Raw genomic sequence first — 19,866 nt, forward strand, 5'->3', positions numbered from 1 at the left:
CAGACGATGGCCGACCAGGCACCCGAGCCGATGCTCACCGTGGACGAGCTGGCGGCCAGGGCGGGCGTCACCGTCCGCACCGTACGGTTCTACAGCACGCGCGGGCTTTTGCCCCCTCCCGTGATCGGCCCTCGACGGGTGGGGCACTACGGTCCGGAACACCTCTCCCGGCTGGCCCTGATCGAGGAGTTGCAGCATCAGGGCATGACCCTCTCCGCCATCGAGCGCTACCTGGACGCGCTGCCCGACGACCTGAGCGCCCACGATCTGGCGATCCACCGCGCGCTGGTGGCCACGTGGGCGCCGGATGCGGCGCAGGAGGTCTCGCGGTCCGAGCTGGAGAAGCGGGCGGGGCGCGGCCTGTCCGACACCGACGTCCGGCGGCTGACGGCCATGAACGTGCTCGCGGCGTCGGGGGACGGTTTCCGGGTGGATGTGGGGCTGCTGCGGCTGGGGGTGGCGCTGCTCGACGTACCGATCGCCCACGAGACGATCCTGGCGGCCCGGAAGGTGCTGATGGAGCACACCAGGTCGGCGGCGCACGAGCTGACGGCCCTGTTCCGGGACGAGGTGTGGGGGCCGTTCACCCGGGGCGAGAGCGATCCGGAGCGGGTGGAATCGATGAAGGCGCTGTCGGCGCACATGCAGCCGATGGTGGTGCAGGCGCTGGTGACCGCTTTCCAGCGGTCGCTGAAGGAGGAACTGCGGGCGGCGTTCGTCTCCGGCGAGGAGTGAACGCCGCCCGCGTGCCGCGAGGGCGTCAGTCGCCGTAGGTCTCTCCCCGCTCGGCCTTCGCCACGAGGGAGGCCGGCGGGGTGAAGCGCTCGCCGTACTTCTCGGCGAGCTCCCGGGCGCGCGTGACGAAGCCGGACAGGCCGCCGTCGTAGCCGTTGATGTACTGGAGGACGCCGCCGGTCCAGGCCGGGAAGCCGATGCCCATGATGGAGCCGATGTTGGCGTCGGCGACCGAGGTGAGCACGCCCTCGTCGAGGCAGCGGACGCTGTCCAGCGCCTCGGAGAAGAGCATCCGCTCCTTCATGTCCTCGAAGGGGATCTCGTAACCGGGCTTCGTGAAGTTCTCGCGCAGACCGGGCCAGATCCCCGCGCGCTTGCCGGCCTCGTCGTACGCGTAGAAGCCGGCGCCACCGCTGCGGCCCGGGCGGCCGAACTCGTCCACCATCCGGTCGATGACCGTGTCGGCGGGGTGCTCGGCCCAGGGCCGGCCCTCGGCCTCGAAGGCCTTGCGGGTCTCGTCGCGGATCTTGCGCGGGAGGGTGAGGGTGAGCTCGTCCATCAGGGAGAGCACCTTGGCGGGGTAGCCGGCCTGCGCGGCGGCCTGCTCGACGGAGGCGGGTTCGATGCCCTCGCCGACCATCGCCACGCCCTCGTTGATGAACTGGCCGATGACGCGGGAGGTGAAGAAGCCGCGCGAGTCGTTGACCACGATCGGGGTCTTGTTGATCTGGCGGACGAGGTCGAAGGCGCGGGCGACGGCCTCGTCGCCGGTCTGCTCGCCCTTGATGATCTCGACCAGCGGCATCTTGTCCACGGGCGAGAAGAAGTGCAGCCCGATGAAGTCGGCCGGCCTCTTGACGCCCTCGGCGAGCCCGGAGATCGGCAGGGTGGAGGTGTTGGAGCAGAGCAGTGCGTCGGGCGCGACGACGTCCTGGATCTCCTGGAACACCGTGTGCTTGAGGGAGGTGTCCTCGAAGACGGCCTCGATGACGGCGTCGCAGCCCGCCAGGTCGGCGGCGTCGGCGGTCGGGGTGATCCGGGCGAGCAGCTGGGCGCGCTCGGACTCGGTCGTGCGCCCGCGCGTGAGCGCCTTGTCGAGGAGCTTCTCGGAGTACGCCTTGCCCTTGGCGGCGGCCTCGGGCGAGACGTCCTTCAGCACCACCTCGATGCCCGCGCGGGCGCAGGAGTACGCGATGCCGGCGCCCATCATGCCCGCGCCGAGGACGGCGACCTTGCGGACCGTGCGCGGCAGGGCGCCGCGGGGGCGGCTGCGGCCGGCGTTGACGGCCTGGAGGTCGAAGAAGAACGCCTGGATCATGTTCTTGGCGGTCTGCCCGGTGACCAGCTCGGTGAAGTAGCGGGCCTCGATGGTCAGTGCGGTCTCGAAGTCGACCTGGGAGCCCTCGACGGCGCAGGCCAGGATGTTGCGCGGCGCCGGGTACGGGGCCCCGTTCAGCTGCTTCTTCAAGTTGGCCGGGAAGGCGGGGAGATTGGCGGCGAAGCGCGGGTGGGAGGGCGTACCGCCGGGGATCTTGTAGCCGGGGACGTCCCAGGGCTGCTTCGACTCGGGGTTGGCGTCGATGAAGGCGCGGGCCTTGGCCAGCATCTCTTCGGGGGTGGCGGCCAGTTCGTGGACCAGCCCGTTCTCCAGGGCCCGCCGGGGGTTGTACTGGGTCCCCTGGAGCAGGACCTTGAGCAGCGCGTCGGCGATGCCCATCAGGCGCACGGTGCGGGTGACGCCGCCGCCGGCCGGGAGCAGGCCGAGGGTGACCTCGGGCAGGCCGATCTTGGAGCCGGGCGCGTCGAGGGCGATGCGGTGGTGGGAGGCGAGGCAGATCTCGTAACCGCCGCCCAGGGCCGCGCCGTTGATGGCGGCGACGACGGGCTTGCCGAGGGTCTCGATGCGACGCAGCGAGTTCTTGATGGCGTTGCCGGCGTCGAAGGCCAGCTGCGCGTGCTCGGGGCGCAGCTGGATCATGTCCTTGAGGTCGCCGCCCGCGAAGAAGGTCTTCTTGGCGGAGGTGTAGATGATCCCGCGGATGGAGTCCTTCTCGGCCTCGGCGCGGTCGGCTACGCCCGCGATGGAGTCCTTGAAGGCCTGGTTCATCGTGTTGGCGGACTGGCCGGGGTCGTCGAGGATCAGGGTGACGACGCCGGTCTCGTCCTGTTCCCAGCGGATCGTGGTGGACTCGCTCATGGTCACTGCTTTCGGTTAAGTCCGTACGGAAGGGGGTCTGGGCACGGGACGGTCTCAGAGGCGCTCGACGATGGTGGCGACGCCCATGCCGCCGCCGACGCAGAGGGTGACGAGCCCGTAGCGCTTGTCCTGGCGCTCCAGCTCGTCGACGACGGTGCCGAGGATCATCGCGCCGGTGGCGCCGAGCGGGTGGCCGAGCGCGATGGCGCCGCCGTTGACGTTGACCTTGTCCAGGGAGACGCCCATGTCCTTGACGAAGCGCAGGACGACGCCGGCGAAGGCCTCGTTGATCTCGATCAGGTCGATGTCGTCGATGGTCAGCCCGGCCTTGGCGAGGGCCTTGCGGGTGGCGGGGGCGGGGCCGGTGAGCATGATGGTGGGCTCGGAGCCGGAGACCGCGGCCGAGACGATCCGGGCGCGGGGGGTGAGACCGCCTCGCTCGCCGGCCTCGCGGGAGCCGATGGCGACGAGCGAGGCGCCGTCCACGATGCCGGAGGAGTTGCCCGCGTGGTGGACGTGGTCGATCTTCTCGACCCAGTGGTACTTCTGCAGCGCGACGGCGTCGAAGCCGCCGAGTTCGCCGATGTCCGCGAAGGACGGCTTGAGCCTGGCGAGGGAGTCGGCGGTGGTGCCGGGGCGGATGAACTCGTCGTGGTCCAGGACGACCAGGCCGTTGCGGTCGGTGACGGGGACGACGGACTTGGCGAAGCGGCCGTCCTTCCAGGCCGCGGCGGCCCGCTCCTGGGACAGGGCCGCGTACTCGTCCACATCGCGCCGGGAGAAGCCCTCGATGGTGGCGATCAGGTCGGCGCCGATGCCCTGCGGGACGAAGCCGGTGTCCCAGTTGGTCATCGGGTCGGCGAACCAGGCCCCGCCGTCGGAGGCCATCGGGACGCGCGACATGGACTCGACGCCGCCGGCGAGGACGAGGTCCTCCCAGCCGGAGCGGACCTTGGCGGCGGCCATGTTGACGGCCTCCAGGCCCGAGGCACAGAAGCGGTTCTCCTGCACGCCCGCCACGGTGTCCGGAAGCCCCGCCGCGATGGCCGCGATCCGGGCGATGTCGGAGCCCTGGTCGCCGACCGGTCCGACGACGCCGAGCACGATGTCGTCGATGGCCGCCGGGTCCAGGCCGGGGTTGCGCTCGCGCAGGGCGTGGATGAGGCCGACGACCAGGTCGATCGGCTTGGTGCCGTGCAGGGCGCCGTTGGCCTTGCCGCGGCCGCGCGGGGTGCGGATCGCGTCGTATACGTAAGCTTCGGTGCTCACTGGTCAAGCCTTTCGGAGGTTCGGGGCGAGAGGGGATCGGGCGGGAAGCGGGCGGAGACCACAGGAAGCGGGTGGCGACCGGACGGGGTTCGAGCGGCGATCGGGCGGGGATCGGGCGGGAAGCGGGGGCGGGGAAGGTCAGCCGAGCAGGGAGCGGCCGATGATCTCTTTCATGATCTCGGTCGTGCCGCCGTAGATGGTCTGGATGCGGCCGTCAGTGAAGGCCCGCGCGACCCGGTACTCGGTCATGTAGCCGTATCCGCCGTGGAGTTGCAGGCAGCGGTCGGCGACCCGCTTCTGGAGCTCGGTCGCCCACCATTTGGCCATCGAGGCGTGCACGTGGTCCAGCTCGCCGCTCGCGTGGTCGGCGATGCAGCGGTCGAGGAAGGACCGGGTGACGGCGCACTCGGTGGCCATCTCCGCGATCTCGAACCGGATGTGCTGGAGCTTGGCGAGCGGCCGGCCGAAGGCCTCGCGCTCCTTCACGTACCGGGTGGTGATCTCCACCAGGTGTTCGGCGGCGGCGATGCCGGCCATCGCGATGCCCATCCGCTCCTGCGCGAGATTGGTCATCAGGTGGACGAAGGCGCCGTTCAGCTCGCCGAGCAGGTTCTCCTTGGGGACGCGCACGTCGTGGAAGAACAACTCCGCCGTGTCCTGGGCCTTCTGACCGATCTTGTCGAGGTTGCGGCCGCGCTCGAAGCCCTCCGCGCCGCGCTCGACGACGAGCAGCGACAGGCCGTGCGCGCCGCCCTCGGGGGTGGTCTTCGCGACCACGATCACCAGGTCGGCGAGGATGCCGTTGGAGATGAAGGTCTTGGAACCGTTGAGCACCCAGTGATCGCCACGGTCCTCGGCGCTCGTGCGGATCCCCTGGAGGTCGGAGCCCGCGCCCGGCTCGGTCATGGCGATGGCGGTGATGATCTCGCCGGAGCAGAAGCCGGGCAGCCAGCGGCGCTTCTGCTCCTCGGTGGCCAGCGAGGTCAGGTAGGGCCCGATGATGTCGTTGTGCAGGCCGATCGCGAGCCCGGGGGCACCTGCCCGGGTGAACTCCTCGGCGATCACGGCGGCGTAGCGGAAATCGGCGTTCCCACCGCCCCCGTACTCCTCCGGGACCGCCAGGCCCAGCAGTCCCTGCCGGCCGGCCGCCCGCCACGCCTCGCGGCTGACGATGCCGTCCTTCTCCCACTGCTCGTAGTGCGGCAGCACCTCCTTGGCGAGGAAGGTGCGGACGCTCTCGCGGAACGCCTCGTGGTCGGCGTCGAAGATCTGTCGCTTCATCGGTCGGCTCCCTGCGGCCGGTTCTGGACGGTTTCGACCAGCCGGGCCGGCTCGCGGCCGACCGGCGTGACGTGGAGCATGGTGACGCGGGCCTCGCCGGCCGGCCGGGTGAGGCTCGGGGACCGTTCCATCAGCCCTCCCCGCCGGGCTTGTTCAGGGCCGGCAGGTCCCAGTCCCGGGCGATCTCCTCGGCGTGCGCACCAGGCCGGGCGGGGCCGCTGGTGACGGCGGCCGGGGTCAGCGAGAAGCGGGGCGCGGGCGCGGGCTGGGTGATCCCGCCGAAGTCGGTGAAGGTCCCGCGGGCGGCGAGGTGCGGGTGGTGCGGCGCCTCGCGCAGCGAGAGCACCGGCGCCACGCAGGCGTCGCTTCCGGCGAAGACCGCCGTCCACTCCTCGCGCGTACGGGACTTGAAGCGGGCGGTGACGGCCTCGCGCAGTTCACCCCAGCGGTCGAGGTCCTTGCGGGCCGGGGCCTGCTCCTTGATGCCGAGGAGCTCGGTGAACTCGTCGTAGAACTGCTGCTCCAGCGCGCCGACCGCCATGTACCGGCCGTCGGAGGTCTCGTAGGTGCCGTAGAAGGGGCAGCCGCCGTCGAGGAGGTTGGACCCGCGCCGGTCCTGCCAGCCCCCGGCCGCCATCATCCCGTGGATCATGGCGGTGAGGTGGGCGGTGCCGTCGACGATGGCCGCGTCGACGACCTGGCCGGCGCCGGTGGCCCGGGCGTGCTGGAGGGCCGCGAGGACGCCGATGACGAGGTACAGCGAGCCGCCCGCGTAGTCCCCGACCAGGTTGGCGGGGACGGCCGGCGGCTCATCCGGATGGCCGATCATGCCCAGCGCGCCGGTGACGGCGATGTACGCGATGTCGTGCCCGGCGGTGTGGGCGAGCGGGCCGTCCTGGCCCCAGCCCGTCATCCGGCCGTAGACCAGCCGCGGGTTGCGGGCGTGGCAGTCGGCCGGTCCGACGCCGAGCCGTTCGGCGACCCCGGGGCGGAAGCCCTCGATGAGTACGTCGGCCCGCTCGACCAGGTCCAGGACGCGGGCGGGCCCCTCGGCCGCCTTGAGGTCGATCAGCACGGACCGTTTGTTGCGGTTGGTGATGTCGAAGGCCGGGTCGACCGCGAGCCCACCGCCGCCGGGCCGGTCCACCCGTACGACGTCCGCCCCGAGGTCGGCGAGGAGCATGGCGGCGAACGGGCCGGGGCCGATGCCCGCCAGCTCGACGACGCGCACGCCGGCGAGCGGGCCGTTCCGGGTCTCCCGGCCGTTCTCGTGCCCGTTCCCTGTCACTGCCATCGAGCCCCCAGCATTCTGGTGTGCGTGCTGTGCATGGTGTGCGACTGTTTGACACAACTGATGTAACACCAGTGATGCTAGGAACGTGTTCCACTCAGCACAAGAGCAAGCGCTTAGCCGTTTGCCTCGATTCCCGCGATCCGGGCGTCCAGCTCCTTGATGTGCCGCTTGAGCGCCACGGTCCGGTAGCTCTCCTCCACCCACTCGCTCAACACCTCGACCGTGGGCGCCCCCTTCTCCCTCAGCGGCACGGTGACCCAGCCGGACCGCCCCAGGCCGTAACCGGTCGGCTCGGCGCCGGGCGCGGTCATCGCGTGCCCGTGCAGCGCCTCGTCCTTGAGCTTGACGGACAGTCCGGGCTGCTGCGGCCCGTCGACGGATCCCAGGAAGACGAAGATCTTCTTGTTGACCTTGATCACGCAGTCATCGGGACCCCACGGGTGGTCCTCCACGGCCTCCGGCAGCCCGAGAGCGAACTCCCGCACCGCCTCCCACTTGCGCACACCGGCCTTCATGAACGCCTCCAGACACCGCAGGTCCGACCTGCTCACACGGACAGTCGGTCCTCACGCTAGCGCCCGCCGCCGACACCGCAGGAGAGGCCGTCACACGGGTGGCTGCCGCCTTGGTCCGGCCTTGCGCCGATTGTCCCGCCAACCCGCTCCCGCACCGCGGCAGGACGGGGCTACCCGGGGAAACGGAGGCCCGCGGGCTATGTACTCTGAGCGGGCTTTCGATCCTGTTCAAATGTTCAAACAGAAAATAGGGGGGCCGGTGCGCAATCGCCGACTCGCAATTTCCGCCGCCGTCATCGCGGCCAGCGTGGGTCTCATACCGGGCATCGCCCACGCGGACGATCCGGCTCGCGGCGACGCGTCCGGTATGAGCGTTCCCGACCTGAGCGAGGCCGCGGCGGAGAACTTCCGCACCTTCACCAGCCCTGCCGACCGGTCGGTCCGCAAGACCCCTCCGACCACCGAGGGCAAGGCGACCGCTCAGGCGGAGAGCGCCGGCAACCCGGACCTGGCGGTCGGCCTGGGGGCCTACAACATCAGCGCGCACTCGCTGGATCTGGACACCTCCATCAACAGCGCGCCGGACGCCCAGCTCAGCGTCACCATCGCCTGGGGCGACGGCACCACGAGCCAGAAGAACGTCGTCGGCAGCATCGAGTTCGCCACCGAGCACAACTACGCGGAACTCGGCACCTACAAGGTGACCGTCACCGTGACGGACGCCGCGAACAGCACCTCGGCCTCCAACAGCGTCGCGGTCACCACGGCCGGCTCGGACTTCACCCCGTACGGCCCCACCCGGCTGCTGGACACCCGCAACGGTACGGGCGCGGCGCAGGCCAAGGTGGCCCCGTACTCCTCGTCCCGGGTGAAGATCGGTGGCAACGGCGCGATCCCGGCGGGCGTCAGCGCCGTGGTCCTGAACGTGACGGTCACCAACACCACCAGCGGCGGCCACGTCACGGCCTTCCCCTCGGGGTCCACGCGCCCGACCACGTCGAACGTCAACTTCGCCCCCGGCCAGACCGTCCCGAACCTGGTCATCGTGCCGGTCGGCAAGGACGGTTACGTCCAGCTGTACAACGGCGGCTGGGAGTCGATCGACCTGATCGCCGACGTCACCGGCTACTTCACCCGGACCGCCTCCAGCGGTTACACGCCGATGGCGCCGGTCCGCTTCGCCGACACCCGCGAGGGCCTCGGTACCGCCAGGGGCCAGCTCGCCGGCCAGGCCTCGTTCGGCCTCCAGATCGGCGGCACCCGCGGCGTGCCCGCCGGCGTCACCGCCGTGGCGCTCAACGTGACGGTCACCAACCCGCGCGAGGCCGGCCACCTGACCGCCTACCCGAGCGGGCAGCAGGCGCCGACCGCCTCCAACGTGAACTTCAGCGCCGGTCAGACCATCGCCAACTCGGTGATCGTCCCGGTCGGGGCCGACGGCAAGATCAACATCCGCAACGGCGCCTGGATGCCGACCGACGTCATCGTCGACGTCGTCGGCTACTACAGCACCGCCGGCGAGGGCTCCTACCTGAGCTTCACGCCGGGGCGCATGTTCGACACCCGCGACTACGGGCCGATGGAGGGCCGCAGCTACATCTGGGCCGACATGTCCCCGGACGAGCCCAACATCACGGGCTTTGTGCTGAACACCACGGTCACCAACCCGGGCGGCCCCGGCTTCCTCGCGGTCGCGCCGGACCCGAACTCGCTCTGGCAGTACGACAACGGAAAGGACAACTGGCCGACTCCGCCCACCTCCTCCACGCTGAACTTCACTGCGGGCAAGACCGTCCCGAACCTGGTCCAGGCGAGCACGGGCGACAACGGCATCGTCGACTTCTGGAACCAGTCCGACAACGACATCGACCTCATCGTCGATGTGTTCGGCTACTACGACAAGAACTGATCCACCGGCAGGTGTGGAACCCAGCGCCCCGGGAACGGCCGTCCAGGCCGTCCCCGGGGCGCTGTTCGTGCCGCCTGCGGGGCCCCGCGTGCTCGCGGCTGCTCGCACACCCGATCGCACCTGCCCGCACGGCCTGTCGAAGCGCACGCTAGCCTCAGCCACCGACTGCAGCTGGAGGAGCCGTGATGAGCAACGAGATGCGCCGGAGCGATCCGGAACGGGCCTACGACGTGGTGCTCTTCGGCGCCACGGGATTCGTGGGGGCGCTGACCGCCGAGTATCTCGCCGCGCACGCCCCGGCGGGCTGCCGGTGGGCCCTCGCGGGACGGGACCCCGTAAAGCTGGAGCGGCTGCGCGAGCGGCTGGCCGCGATCCATCCCGGATGCGCCGAGCTGCCGCTGCTGCGGGCCGACTCCCGGGACGCCGAGGCACTGCGTGAACTGGCCGCCTCCACGCGGGTGCTGGCCACGACGGTGGGGCCGTACGTCTGGTACGGGGCGGAGCTGGTCGCCGCCTGCGCCGAGGCGGGCACGGACTACGTGGACCTCACCGGCGAGCCGGAATTCGTGGACCGCATGTACGTCGAACACGACGCGCGCGCCCGGGAGACCGGGGCGCGGCTCGTGCACGCCTGCGGCTTCGACTCGATCCCGGCCGACCTCGGCGCGTACTTCACGGTGCGCCGGCTCCCCGAGGGGGTCCCGCTGAGGGTCGACGGGTTCATGCGGTCCAACGCCCTCTTCTCGGGCGGAACGCTGGCCTCAGCCCTCACCGCGCTGAGCCGCGGCCCGCAGACCCTGGCCGCCGCGCACGCGCGCCGGCTGTACGAGCCCCGGCTGCTGGGGCGGCGGGCGCGAGGGCCGCTGGGGGCACCGCGGTTCAGCCGCGAGACCGGCACCTGGGCGCTGCCGCTGCCCTCGCTGGACCCGCGGATCGTGGCCCGGTCGGCGGCGTCGCTGGAGCGGTACGGCCCGGACTTCCGCTACCGGCACTACGCCTCCGTCGAGAACCTCCCCGTCGCGGTGGGCGGTACGGCGGCGCTCGGCGCGACGGTGGCCCTCGCCCAGCTCCCGCCGGTCCGGCGGTGGCTCATGAACCGCTGGGAGCCGGGCCGGGGACCGGACGCGGAGCGGCGGGCGCGCAGCTGGTTCACCGTGCGGTTCGTGGGCGAGGGCGGCGGACGGCGCGTGTTCACCGAGGTGTCGGGCGGCGACCCGGGCTACGGGGAGACGGCGAAGATGCTGGCGGAGTCGGCGCTCTGCCTGGCGTACGACGCCCTGCCGCGGGCCGCCGGACAGCTGACGACGGCGGTGGCGATGGGCGACGCCCTCATCGCCCGCCTCCAGAAGGCCGGGATCACCTTCCGGGTGGCGGACGCGCGCTGACGGTGACGCCCGCTGCACCACGCGGACGGGGACGGCGACAGGGACGGGGACGGGCTACGAGGCTTCGCGCAGGGCGCGGCGGCACAGGGAATCGGCGTGCCGGGTCGTCTCGGGGATCCGGAAGCGGGGACTCAGCGCGAGGACGTGGGCGCACGCGTTGTCCAGCGAGACGCGGTGGCCCACGGAGACGTAGACCGGCTTGACCTCGTCCTGGGTGCGCAGCGCCCGGCCGACGACCGAGCCGTCGGGCGCGAGCAGCGGGGCGGCGTCGCCGCGCCGGGCCCCCGGTTCCTCGTAGGTGAAGGTGAACGGATTCTTCGCGACGCCGATGGCCGGCAGGCCGGTGACGACCCCGAGGTGGCAGGCGAGGCCGAAGCCGCGGGGGTGGGCGAGTCCGTAGCCGTCGCAGACGACGAGCCCGGGCTCGGTGGTGAGGGCGTCGAGGGCGGCCAGTACGGTCGGCAGCTCGCGGAAGGCCAGCAGGCCGGGCACGTACGGGAAGCTGACGTGCCCGACGGCGGTGGCCTGCTCGACGACCTCCAGGGTGGCGGCGTCGAGCACCACGGCCGCGGCGGCGACCAGGTCGCGCGCGTCGTCGTAGGCGACGTCCACGCCCGTGACGAGCCCGTGGCCGGGTGGCGGTCCGGGCTCGGTGAGCACGACCTGGTGACGTAGTTCGTCCTGTATCGCCCGGGCCTCGGCCTCGTCGGCGGGGGTCTTCACACGTGTCATGATGGTGCGAGAGTAGCCTGGCGATCATGTTCGTCATGGAGCTCACTTACACCGCGCCCGTCGAAGCCGTCGAAGAGGAGATGGACGCCCACATCGCCTGGCTGGACGGCTATTACGCATCCGGCGTCTTCCTCGCCTCGGGCCGCAAGGTCCCGCGCGACGGAGGCGTGATCCTGGCCGGCGGGGTCTCGCGGGCGGAGATCGAGAAGATCGCGGCCGAGGATCCCTTCACGGTGGCGGGCGTCTGCGCCTACCGCATCACGGAGTTCATCGCCACGAAGACCTCGGCGGACCTGTCGACGGTTCGGGAGAGCCCGGTGGTGTAGCGCCGCCCGGGCCACGGCCGCCGGATCGTCGACGGTCTCGTCGCCCGGCTCGGCGGAGCCCCGGCATCCGCTACGTCCAGCCGCGCGCCGGTCTCTGCGGCGAGCCCGGGTACAAGGCGGCGGGCTTCACCTCCGGCCTCTGCCCCGGCATGGACCTGTGCACGGACGAGAGATCACCGCCGCTCCAGGCGGCCCACCCGGCCCTTCTCCCCCGCGGCCCAACAGCCGGTGTCCGCCGCGCAGTCGACCGTGTCGAACGAGCCCGCCTCCAGCGCCCGCCAGCTGCGGCCCCCGTCGGTCGTCACGTCCGTCCCCGTCGGACCCACCGCCAGCGCCGTACCGCGGCTGTACGGGTACCAGGCCGCGCCCGAGCGGTAGGCGGGGGGAGGGGTCGCCGCCTGGCTCCAGGTGTGCCCCCCGTCGCGGGAGACGGCCGCGGCCCGCGGGGAGGCCTGCCCGGTGCGGTAGTCACCGCCGACCGCGAGGCCCGTCGTACGGTCGCGGAAGGCGAGGGCGAAGACCCCGCGCGCCGGGTCGCCCGCCGGGACGGTGGAGTCGGCGACCCGCCAGGTCAGGCCGCGGTCCGCGGAGTGCAGGACCCGTGCGGTGGCCCCGCCTCCCGTGGCCAGCCAGACGTCGCGCGGGCCGGAGCCGACCAGGCACTGGCCACTCGCGGCGAAGCCCGCCTCACCCGGCAGCGCCTCCGGCATCCCTTCGCTCGGCAGCACCTGCCAGCTCCGCCCGCCGTCGTCCGTGGACAGGATGCGGAACTTGCCGTCCACCGGGTCGCTCATCGCCAGCCCGCGCCGGGTGTCGAAGAAGGTGAGGCAGTCGTAGAAGGCGCGCGGGTCCGGGTTGCGGAAGGTCTCGGTCCAGGTGGCGCCGCCGTCCTCGGTGCGCAACACCCTGGACGCCTCGCCCTCCCCGATGGACAGGGCGACCGCACGGCGCGCGTCGAAGGCCTCGATGTCCCTCAGTTCCAGCTTCTCCGCGACGGCGCCCGGCGGTGAGACGTCCCGCCAGCTGCGGCCGCCGTCGACGGTGCGCAGCACCGTCCCCCGGGAGCCGGCCACCCAGGCCGTCGAGCGGCTGACCGCCGCCAGCCCCCGGAAGCGGGCGTCCTTGCCGGTTTCCTTCAGCGCCCAGCCCGCGTGGCGCAGTTCCCCTGGCAGGCCGGCCCCGGACGTCCTTCCGGTCTCACCCGCCTGGGCGGCCTGGGCGGGCGCCGCAAGCACCCCGATCGCCAAAGCCGCCACGCACATGCCCACTCCCAGACGTCTCATGGCGCCGGAAGCTAACGCACCCCCGATCGGCCGTCCAGAGCGCGTTTCCGCCTGCCCACAGCTGGCTGAGCGTGACTTTGCGCCTGTCGAGTGAGCGGTAACCGGCCGTACTTCGACCCCTCCGGGGCTTGTGGGGCCGACCGGGCACCCTTCCGGCGCACCCCGCACATGGTCACTCGGTGCGATCACACAGGCGCCTTCCAGCCAATCGGTGACACAGCTCACGTGATCGCGCGTGCACTGATCCGCCGATTCCCGCGTCTATCGGGTTGCCGGGGTCCACCCACAGCTCCGGCAGCAGATCCGCCCCAAGGGAGTGAGCCTTGATCACTGTCATCGAACAGGCCGTACAGGCACGTCTGATCGCCACCGCGCCGAGGGTCGAGACCGTTCCCGTCACCCTCTGCTACGACCGCGCGGATCCCTTCGCCGTGCGCATGGCCTTTCCGGCGCCGGCCACGCTGGAGGGCGTGGAGGTCTCGTGGACCTTCGCGCGCGAGCTGTTGGAGTCCGGGCTCGACCGCCCGTCGGGCAACGGCGACGTCCGCGTGCGCCCGTACGACGGCGACCGGACCACGATCGAGTTCCACGCGCCGGAGGGCGTCGCGATCGTGCTGATGGCGACGGCCGAGCTGTACCGGTTCCTGGAGCGGGCGTCGACCGTGGTGCCGCCCGGCCTGGAGCACCTCTACCTCGACATGGACCACAGTCTGGCCGAGCTGCTGCGCGACACCTGCTGACTGACGCCGACCGCGGGTGACCGCGGTGACCCCTGCGAGCGCTGTGAGCACTGTGACCGGCGTGAACGGATGTGACCGCCGCGTAAATCGTTTGCGGGCCTCTTCGGCCGCCCGTACCTTCGTAGCTGCCCCATCACCGTCGAAACGGAGCAGGACATTGCTCGTCTGAGGTTGGAGACACCGACCCCGGTCCCGCCGTCAGCGCCCTCGCCCTGACCGTCCGACCGTCGGCCGTCTCCCCACGTTGCACGCACCACTCACGCAACCTGGAGGCCTCCATGAGCCTTGCCCCTGTTTTCATCAACTGCTCCTCCCTGTCCTTCGACTGGCCTGACGGCACTCCCGTATTCGACGGATTCCAGCTCGCCGTCGGACCCGGACGTACGGGGCTGATCGGCCTCAACGGCTGTGGGAAGTCCACCCTGTTGAAGCTGATCGCGGGCGAGCTCATCCCGTCGGACGGCCAGTTGTCCGTCGCCGGCACCGTGGGCTACCTCCCGCAGAGCGTCACCCTCGACACCTCGCTGCGCGTGGACGAGGCACTCGGTATCCGCACCACCCGCGCGGCCCTGCACGCCATCGAGGCGGGCGAGGCCACCGAGGCGAACTTCACCGCGGTCGGCGACGACTGGGACGTGGAGGAACGCGCCCTGGCCGCACTCGACGAGCTGGGGCTCGCCCGGATCGGCCTGGACCGCACTGTCGGTGAACTGTCGGGTGGTGAAGGGGTGTTGCTGCGGCTGGCCGCCCTGCTTCTCGCCCGGCCCGACGTCCTGCTGCTGGACGAGCCCACCAACAACCTGGACCTGCGTGCCCGCCGCCGCCTCTACGCGGCGGTCGAGCACTGGACCGGGGTGATGGTGCTGGTCAGTCACGACCGGGAGCTGCTGGAGCGGGTCGATCAGATCGCCGACCTGCGTGACGGTGAAGTCCGCTGGTACGGAGGGAACTTCACGGACTACGAGGAGATCCTCGCCGCCGAGCAGGAGTCGGCGCAGCGGATGGTCCGCGTCGCGGAGGCCGACGTACAGCGGCAGAAGCGTGACCTGGCCGAGGCGCACGTCAAGTTGGCGCGGCGCAAGCGGTACGGCCAGAAGATGTACGACAACAAACGCGAGCCGAAGGTCGTCATGGGCGCCCGCAAACGCTCGGCGCAGGAATCGGCCGGCAAGCACCGGATCATGCACACCGAGAAGCTGGCACAGGCGAAGGAGCGGCTGGACCAGGCGGTGGAGGCGGTGCGCGACGACGACCAGATCCGGATCGAGCTGCCCGCCACCCAGGTCCCGCCCGGTCGGCACGTCCTCAGCCTCAGCGACCTGCACCTCGCCCACGGGGCCACCGTGGCGGGGGAATGGGAGCTGCGTGGTCCCGAGCGGACCGCTCTGGTGGGTCGCAACGGCTCGGGCAAGACCACGCTGTTGCGCACGATCGCGGGACTGCTCGCGCCGGTGTCCGGGGCAGCGGTGACGCACGTGACCACGCGGTACCTGCCGCAACGGCTGGACGTACTGGACGAGAGCCGCTCGGTGGTGGAGAACGTGGCCCGGTTCGCCCCGCAGGCTACGAACAACCTGATCCGGGCGCGGCTCGCGCACTTCCTGTTCCGGGGCGAGCGCGCGGACCGGCCGGCCGGCACCCTGTCGGGCGGCGAGCGCTTCCGGGCGGCGCTGGCGGCGCTGCTGCTGGCGGAGCCGGCTCCGCAGCTGCTGATGCTGGACGAGCCGACGAACAATCTGGATCTGGCGAGCGTTCGGCAGTTGGGGGACGCTCTGGAGTCCTACGAGGGCGCGCTCGTGGTGGCGAGCCATGACGTGCCGTTCCTGGAGTCGATCGGCATCACGCGGTGGCTGCTGCTGGACGGCGAACTGCGGGCGACGACGGCCGAGGAGGTCCGGGAGTCGCTGTGGCACGAATAGCCATCCGTGGCGCTCGGGTCCACGTCGCCTGACCGGGTGATTGAAGCGCGGGACGGCGGTGAGCTCGCCGTCCCCGCCACACACCTCGGCGACCGCGGCGGACACCCCTGGCGGCTCCGGCACTCCCCGCTCCCGGTGGGCGGGGAGTGCGCCGCTGGACCCCGGCCGTGGACGACGATCCGCGGGGCTCGCACTGCCTGGCTGTCCGCTGTCCGCTCGGCCGCGGCGAGGAGGGAAAGGCGTACATCGGGGACATAAAGGGTCATAACGTAAGCCCCTGACTCGACCTGCGCCCTCCGCGCCACGATCTCGGCCGTCAAAATCAGGACCTCAGATCACCTGCTGGCGTGACTTTCGTCCTTCACTGCCTACTCAAACCCCTCGCGAACTGCATAGATAACTGGACGTAACCAGACATATGCCTGCCGGGGGCTTGGCTGCCCCTTGATGTCGCGCTTAACCTACGATTCCGTAGGCTACGCAACCGTAGGTAATTCGCTTTTGCACCCAGGAGTACCCGTGACAATCACCTCTCCCCACCTCGGCAGCTCGGAGGCGTGGACGGACGCCAAGCTGCTGTTCGCGCTGGAAGAGGTGGTCGAGAAGGAACTCAACCGCCATCTGAAGGTCACCAAGGACTGGATGCCCCACGAGTACGTCCCGTGGAGCGACGGCCGGAACTTCCCGGGCTTCTTCGAGGACGGCGAAGCCTGGGACCCGAAGCAGTCCAAGGTCACCGAAATCGGCAAGATCGCGCTCGTCGTGAACCTGCTGACCGAGGACAACCTCCCCAGCTACCACCACGAGATCGCCTCGCTCTTCGGCCGCGAGGGCGCGTGGGGCACCTGGGTGCACCGCTGGACCGCCGAAGAGGGCCGCCACGGCATCGTGATGCGCGACTACCTGCTCGCCTCGCGCGCCGTGGACCCGGACAAGCTGGAAGCGTTCCGCATGCAGCACATGTCGGAGGGGTTCGAGTCCGACAACCGCCACTCGATGCTGCACTCCGTGGCGTACGTGGCCTTCCAGGAGCTCGCGACCCGCATCTCGCACCGCAACACGGGACACCAGTCCGGTGACCCGGTCTGCGACCGGATGCTCGCCCGCATCGCGCAGGACGAGAACCTGCACATGGTCTTCTACCGCAACCTGCTGGGTGCGGCCTTCGAGCTCGCCCCGGACCTGACGATGCAGGCCGTGCGGGACGTCGTGGTCAACTTCCGGATGCCCGGACACGGCATGCCCGGCTTCGAGCGGATGGCCGCGCAGATGGCGATCGGCGGGGTCTACAACCTGCGGATCCACCACGACGACGTCCTGAGCCCCGTGATCCGCTACCTGAAGATCATGGACATCGACGGCCTCGGCCCGGACGGCCAGAAGGCCCAGGAGGAGCTCGGTCTGTTCATGAACGGCCTGGACTCCGAGGCCCGCAAGTTCGACGAGCGCCTGGCCGCCCGCGCCGCGCGAATCGCGGCCCGCAAGGCCTGAACGATGTCCGCTCGCTCGCGCGAGTGACGCCGATTGCCCTGGCAGAGCCCTGGTGGAGCCGCGACGCTCTGCCAGGGCTTCCTGCTGCGCAGCCGGAAGGGGACGCGGACCTGATCAGCCGCGGCGAGGCCGCAGGGCGAGGCGTTCCGACTCGGAGAGGCCGCCCCAGACACCGAAGCGCTCATCATTGGCCAGGGCGTATTCGAGGCATGCCGCCCGCCCCTCGCACGCCCCGCACAGCCGCTTCGCGTCGCGCAGCGACGAACCCGGCTCCGGGAAGAAGAAGCTCGGGCCCGTCTGGGCGCACAGGGCGAGGTCGAACCAGGCGGTGGCTGTGGCAGCGGTGTTCATCGACATGCCGGAGATACTGAGCGCCGCCGATGGACGTCCGATCAACGCCTGATCAACACCCTGCCGCCGGCGCCGGCCGTGTGCCGACGGTCGGCGCGCCGGCCATGACCGTGAACCGTACGCCGAAGAGATCCGCCGGCTTCGCGAAGCGGCCGGCTCCCTCCAGGGAGACGGGGCTCAGCCGGACCTTGCCCCCGTGTCCTCCTCCGCCCTCCCCTTCCGCCCCCCTTCCATCCCCCCTTCCGTGCTCTTCGAGCATGGCACCCGCCACTGACAGCGGCCGCTCCGACAGAGTGAACGACCGTGCGTTCTGTAAGATGGTGGGATGGCAGACGGACGTGTGGAACGCGGGAACCAGACGCGACGAACCGTTCTCGACCGGACGATGAGGATCGCCTCCGTGGACGGTCTGGAGGGTCTGTCCCTGGGGAAGATCGCCACCGATCTGGGCCTGAGCAAGAGCGGTGTCTTCGCTCTCTTCGGCTCCAAAGAGGACCTTCAGCTCGCGACCGTCCGCGCCGCCGTGGACGTGTTCGTGGCCCAGGTCGTACGCCCCGTGCGCGAGGACGCCGCCGGTGTCGCCAAGGTGTGGCGCCTGTGCGAGCGCTGGCTCGACTACTCCGACCGCCGGATCTTCCCCGGTGGGTGCTTCTTCTACTCCGTCTCCGCGGAGTTCGATGCGCGCCCCGGCCCCGTACACGACGAGATCGCCAAGGTGCGCTCGGACTGGACGCGTTACGTGGAGCGGGTCCTGGACGAGGCGCGCCTCGCGGGCGGTTTCCGGGCCGGGTACGGGGCGGCGGACGTGCCGCAGCTGGCCTTCGAGATCATCGCGCTGATGGAACTGGCCAACGCGCACTCGGTCCTGCATGAGGAACCGGTGGCCTACGAGCGCGCCGGCCGAGGCATCCTCGACCGGCTGCGTGCGGTGGCGGCCGCCGCGGACGAGCTCCCGGAACGGCCTCCTGCCGTCAAACCCCCTGCTTGACCCGGCTCCTGACTCGCATCGAGCACCCCGCGGCCGCCGCACCCAGCGCGCTGAGCGCCGCCAGGAGAAAGACCCCGCGCCACTGCTCCCCGCCGTCTGCTCCGGCGCCCGTCAGCAGCGCTGCCGTGGCCGCGATGCCGAGCCCGCCCAGCAGCCCGGCCGGCAGGAAGATCTGGGCGTACGAGGTCGAGGCCTCGGTCCAGCCCCACAGCAGCAGGGCGTTGGCGGCGAACAGCAGGGAACCGACGGTGACGGCCGCGGGACCGTTGCGGTCGGCGCCGGGGGCGGTGCCGGGGGTGCCGGCGGCATCTGGGCCGGGGCCGGGGTCGGTGACCGGCGGAGCGGGGCGGCTCACCGGGCGACCGCCGGAGCGCCGGCCGCGGCCGGCCCGGAAGACGGCGGCACGGGCGGTGGCGACGTGGCGAACTCGACCGACGCGGCGATGACTCCCGGATCGGCGAGGATCCGGCGATGGCCCAGCCCGCTGGTCTCGATCAGGCGGGCCCGGGTGCCGTAGGCGGTCGCGATCACCCGGGACTGGGCCGGCGCGGCGACGTCATCATCCGTGTCGTGGATGAGAAGGACCGGTACCGGGATGTCCGACGGTCGCCAGCGGGCGTCGAGGCGCTCCCAGATGTCGGCTTCGCCGGGGAAGAGGCGCTGCTCGACGTGGCTGCGCAAGAGCTGCCCGATTCGCTCGCTCAGACCGAGACGGAGACGGAACTGGTCGACGAGATACTCGAATTGGGCGACTCCCCCGATGGCGACGATCCGGTCGGCGCGCACCCCGTCGCGCAACGTGAACAGGCTGGCGAGCACCCCGAGGGAGTGGGCCACGACGGTCGAGAAGTCGCCGTACCGCGTGTGTAGTTGGCGGATGACCTCGCGGAAGTCCCGGACCGTGGCGGCCCGGCCGCCGGACTCGCCGTGCCCGGGGGCGTCGAACGACACCACGGTGTGACCCTGGGCGCGCAGGGCCTCGACGAAGCCGGCGAACCGTGAGGCGCGCGAGGACCAGCCGTGGACGAGCAGGACCGGCCGGTCGCCGTCACCCCAGCGGTACGTGGTGACGGGTGCGCCACGTACGACCAGTCGGCCGGTCTCGGCCCGGGCCATCAGCTCCGCCTCGTCCGGACGGAGCCGTGCGCGGCCGAGCGGGCGGACGAACAGCGCGAACACGCGGGGCCCGGCGAGGCCCGGCGCGAGACGTGCGCTGATGTTGAGGGTGGCGCGCAGGAGTGAAGCCGTGGGATTCATGCCTGGTTCTCCGGATCCTCAGGACGGCCGAACGACCAAACGGCCGCAGGGCCGGACGGCGATGACAGGACGATGAGGAGACATTAGCACGATCGTTCGTGTTGTTTTCGCCTCTGGCTTCGGCTGGTGGATGCGTCAGCGGGTGTTGGGGGTGCGACGGGGGCGAGCGCGGCGCTCGGTTCACGCCGCGTCGC

19 protein-coding genes are annotated in these 19,866 nt (G+C 71.2%); 8 read left to right on the forward strand and 11 right to left on the reverse strand.

The window, feature by feature from the left end:
• The first annotated feature begins 6 nt into the window (after positions 1 to 6).
• On the forward strand, positions 7 to 735 hold the full coding sequence (locus tag ABZX75_RS05985; protein WP_355408296.1) for a MerR family transcriptional regulator: 729 nt from the start codon (positions 7 to 9) through the stop codon (positions 733 to 735).
• A 25-nt stretch (positions 736 to 760) separates the two neighbouring features.
• Here ABZX75_RS05985 and ABZX75_RS05990 read toward each other — a convergent pair whose 3' ends face one another.
• From ABZX75_RS05990 to ABZX75_RS06015, 6 genes are all read right to left on the reverse strand, one after another.
• Positions 761 to 2,932 carry a 3-hydroxyacyl-CoA dehydrogenase NAD-binding domain-containing protein gene (locus ABZX75_RS05990; protein ID WP_355408298.1) on the reverse strand — a complete coding sequence of 724 codons (2,172 nt, stop codon included), beginning with the start codon at positions 2,930 to 2,932 and terminating at the stop codon, positions 761 to 763.
• 54 nt (positions 2,933 to 2,986) lie between these two features.
• On the reverse strand, positions 2,987 to 4,201 hold the full coding sequence (locus tag ABZX75_RS05995) for an acetyl-CoA C-acetyltransferase (protein WP_355408300.1): 1,215 nt from the start codon (positions 4,199 to 4,201) through the stop codon (positions 2,987 to 2,989).
• A 138-nt stretch (positions 4,202 to 4,339) separates the two neighbouring features.
• Positions 4,340 to 5,482, reverse strand: a complete 1,143-nt coding sequence (locus tag ABZX75_RS06000; RefSeq protein WP_355408302.1) for an acyl-CoA dehydrogenase family protein — start codon at positions 5,480 to 5,482, stop codon at positions 4,340 to 4,342.
• Positions 5,479 to 5,613: a hypothetical protein gene (locus ABZX75_RS06005; protein ID WP_355408304.1), complete on the reverse strand. Its 135-nt coding sequence runs from the start codon at positions 5,611 to 5,613 to the stop codon at positions 5,479 to 5,481. Before ABZX75_RS06005 ends, ABZX75_RS06000 begins: the two co-directional genes overlap by 4 nt.
• Positions 5,613 to 6,776, reverse strand: a complete 1,164-nt coding sequence (locus ABZX75_RS06010; protein ID WP_355408306.1) for a CaiB/BaiF CoA-transferase family protein — start codon at positions 6,774 to 6,776, stop codon at positions 5,613 to 5,615. Before ABZX75_RS06010 ends, ABZX75_RS06005 begins: the two co-directional genes overlap by 1 nt.
• A gap of 113 nt (positions 6,777 to 6,889) precedes the next feature.
• Positions 6,890 to 7,291, reverse strand: a complete 402-nt coding sequence (locus tag ABZX75_RS06015; RefSeq protein ID WP_355408504.1) for an MmcQ/YjbR family DNA-binding protein — start codon at positions 7,289 to 7,291, stop codon at positions 6,890 to 6,892.
• Positions 7,292 to 7,550: 259 nt separating this feature from the next.
• On the opposite strand from ABZX75_RS06015, the gene ABZX75_RS06020 reads away from it, so the two are divergent.
• Together ABZX75_RS06020 and ABZX75_RS06025 are read left to right on the forward strand one after the other, a co-directional pair.
• Positions 7,551 to 9,200 carry a PKD domain-containing protein gene (locus ABZX75_RS06020; RefSeq protein ID WP_355408308.1) on the forward strand — a complete coding sequence of 550 codons (1,650 nt, stop codon included), beginning with the start codon at positions 7,551 to 7,553 and terminating at the stop codon, positions 9,198 to 9,200.
• 185 nt (positions 9,201 to 9,385) lie between these two features.
• The gene (locus ABZX75_RS06025) at positions 9,386 to 10,585 is read left to right on the forward strand and encodes a saccharopine dehydrogenase NADP-binding domain-containing protein (RefSeq protein ID WP_355408310.1); all 1,200 of its coding nucleotides are present in this window, start codon (positions 9,386 to 9,388) and stop codon (positions 10,583 to 10,585) included.
• A gap of 54 nt (positions 10,586 to 10,639) precedes the next feature.
• Here ABZX75_RS06025 and ABZX75_RS06030 read toward each other — a convergent pair whose 3' ends face one another.
• The gene (locus tag ABZX75_RS06030; protein WP_355408311.1) at positions 10,640 to 11,317 is read right to left on the reverse strand and encodes an endonuclease V; all 678 of its coding nucleotides are present in this window, start codon (positions 11,315 to 11,317) and stop codon (positions 10,640 to 10,642) included.
• A gap of 26 nt (positions 11,318 to 11,343) precedes the next feature.
• Here ABZX75_RS06030 and ABZX75_RS06035 point away from each other — a divergent pair, with 26 nt between their 5' ends.
• Complete coding sequence (locus ABZX75_RS06035) at positions 11,344 to 11,643, forward strand: YciI family protein (protein WP_355408313.1); 300 nt, start codon at positions 11,344 to 11,346, stop codon at positions 11,641 to 11,643.
• Positions 11,644 to 11,816: 173 nt separating this feature from the next.
• Here ABZX75_RS06035 and ABZX75_RS06040 read toward each other — a convergent pair whose 3' ends face one another.
• Positions 11,817 to 12,926, reverse strand: coding sequence for an oxidoreductase (locus ABZX75_RS06040; protein WP_355408315.1), 1,110 nt, complete (start codon positions 12,924 to 12,926; stop codon positions 11,817 to 11,819).
• A gap of 323 nt (positions 12,927 to 13,249) precedes the next feature.
• Here ABZX75_RS06040 and ABZX75_RS06045 point away from each other — a divergent pair, with 323 nt between their 5' ends.
• The 3 genes from ABZX75_RS06045 to ABZX75_RS06055 all read left to right on the forward strand — a co-directional run bounded on the left by ABZX75_RS06045 (position 13,250) and on the right by ABZX75_RS06055 (position 17,076).
• Complete coding sequence (locus tag ABZX75_RS06045) at positions 13,250 to 13,666, forward strand: SsgA family sporulation/cell division regulator (RefSeq protein ID WP_355408317.1); 417 nt, start codon at positions 13,250 to 13,252, stop codon at positions 13,664 to 13,666.
• A 278-nt stretch (positions 13,667 to 13,944) separates the two neighbouring features.
• Entirely contained in the window at positions 13,945 to 15,585 is a 1,641-nt protein-coding gene (locus tag ABZX75_RS06050) for an ABC-F family ATP-binding cassette domain-containing protein (RefSeq protein WP_355408319.1), read from the forward strand.
• Between the two features lie 519 nt (positions 15,586 to 16,104).
• A complete protein-coding gene (locus tag ABZX75_RS06055) occupies positions 16,105 to 17,076 on the forward strand; it encodes an acyl-ACP desaturase (RefSeq protein ID WP_355408320.1) in 972 nt (323 codons plus the stop codon).
• A 114-nt stretch (positions 17,077 to 17,190) separates the two neighbouring features.
• On the opposite strand, the gene ABZX75_RS06060 is transcribed toward ABZX75_RS06055, so the two are convergent.
• Positions 17,191 to 17,433 (reverse strand): WhiB family transcriptional regulator, encoded by a 243-nt coding sequence (locus ABZX75_RS06060; protein WP_355408322.1) that lies wholly within the window; start codon positions 17,431 to 17,433, stop codon positions 17,191 to 17,193.
• A gap of 319 nt (positions 17,434 to 17,752) precedes the next feature.
• Here ABZX75_RS06060 and ABZX75_RS06065 point away from each other — a divergent pair, with 319 nt between their 5' ends.
• Complete coding sequence (locus ABZX75_RS06065; protein WP_355408324.1) at positions 17,753 to 18,415, forward strand: TetR/AcrR family transcriptional regulator; 663 nt, start codon at positions 17,753 to 17,755, stop codon at positions 18,413 to 18,415.
• Here ABZX75_RS06065 and ABZX75_RS06070 read toward each other — a convergent pair.
• Both ABZX75_RS06070 and ABZX75_RS06075 read right to left on the reverse strand, forming a co-directional pair.
• Positions 18,399 to 18,770 (reverse strand): hypothetical protein, encoded by a 372-nt coding sequence (locus ABZX75_RS06070; protein WP_355408326.1) that lies wholly within the window; start codon positions 18,768 to 18,770, stop codon positions 18,399 to 18,401. The genes ABZX75_RS06065 and ABZX75_RS06070 overlap by 17 nt on opposite strands.
• On the reverse strand, positions 18,767 to 19,672 hold the full coding sequence (locus ABZX75_RS06075; RefSeq protein WP_355408328.1) for an alpha/beta fold hydrolase: 906 nt from the start codon (positions 19,670 to 19,672) through the stop codon (positions 18,767 to 18,769). Before ABZX75_RS06075 ends, ABZX75_RS06070 begins: the two co-directional genes overlap by 4 nt.
• Positions 19,673 to 19,866 lie beyond the last annotated feature (194 nt).

Origin of the sequence: Streptomyces sp. NPDC003038 (assembly GCF_040611115.1) — a bacterium.
Classification (GTDB): domain Bacteria; phylum Actinomycetota; class Actinomycetes; order Streptomycetales; family Streptomycetaceae; genus Streptomyces.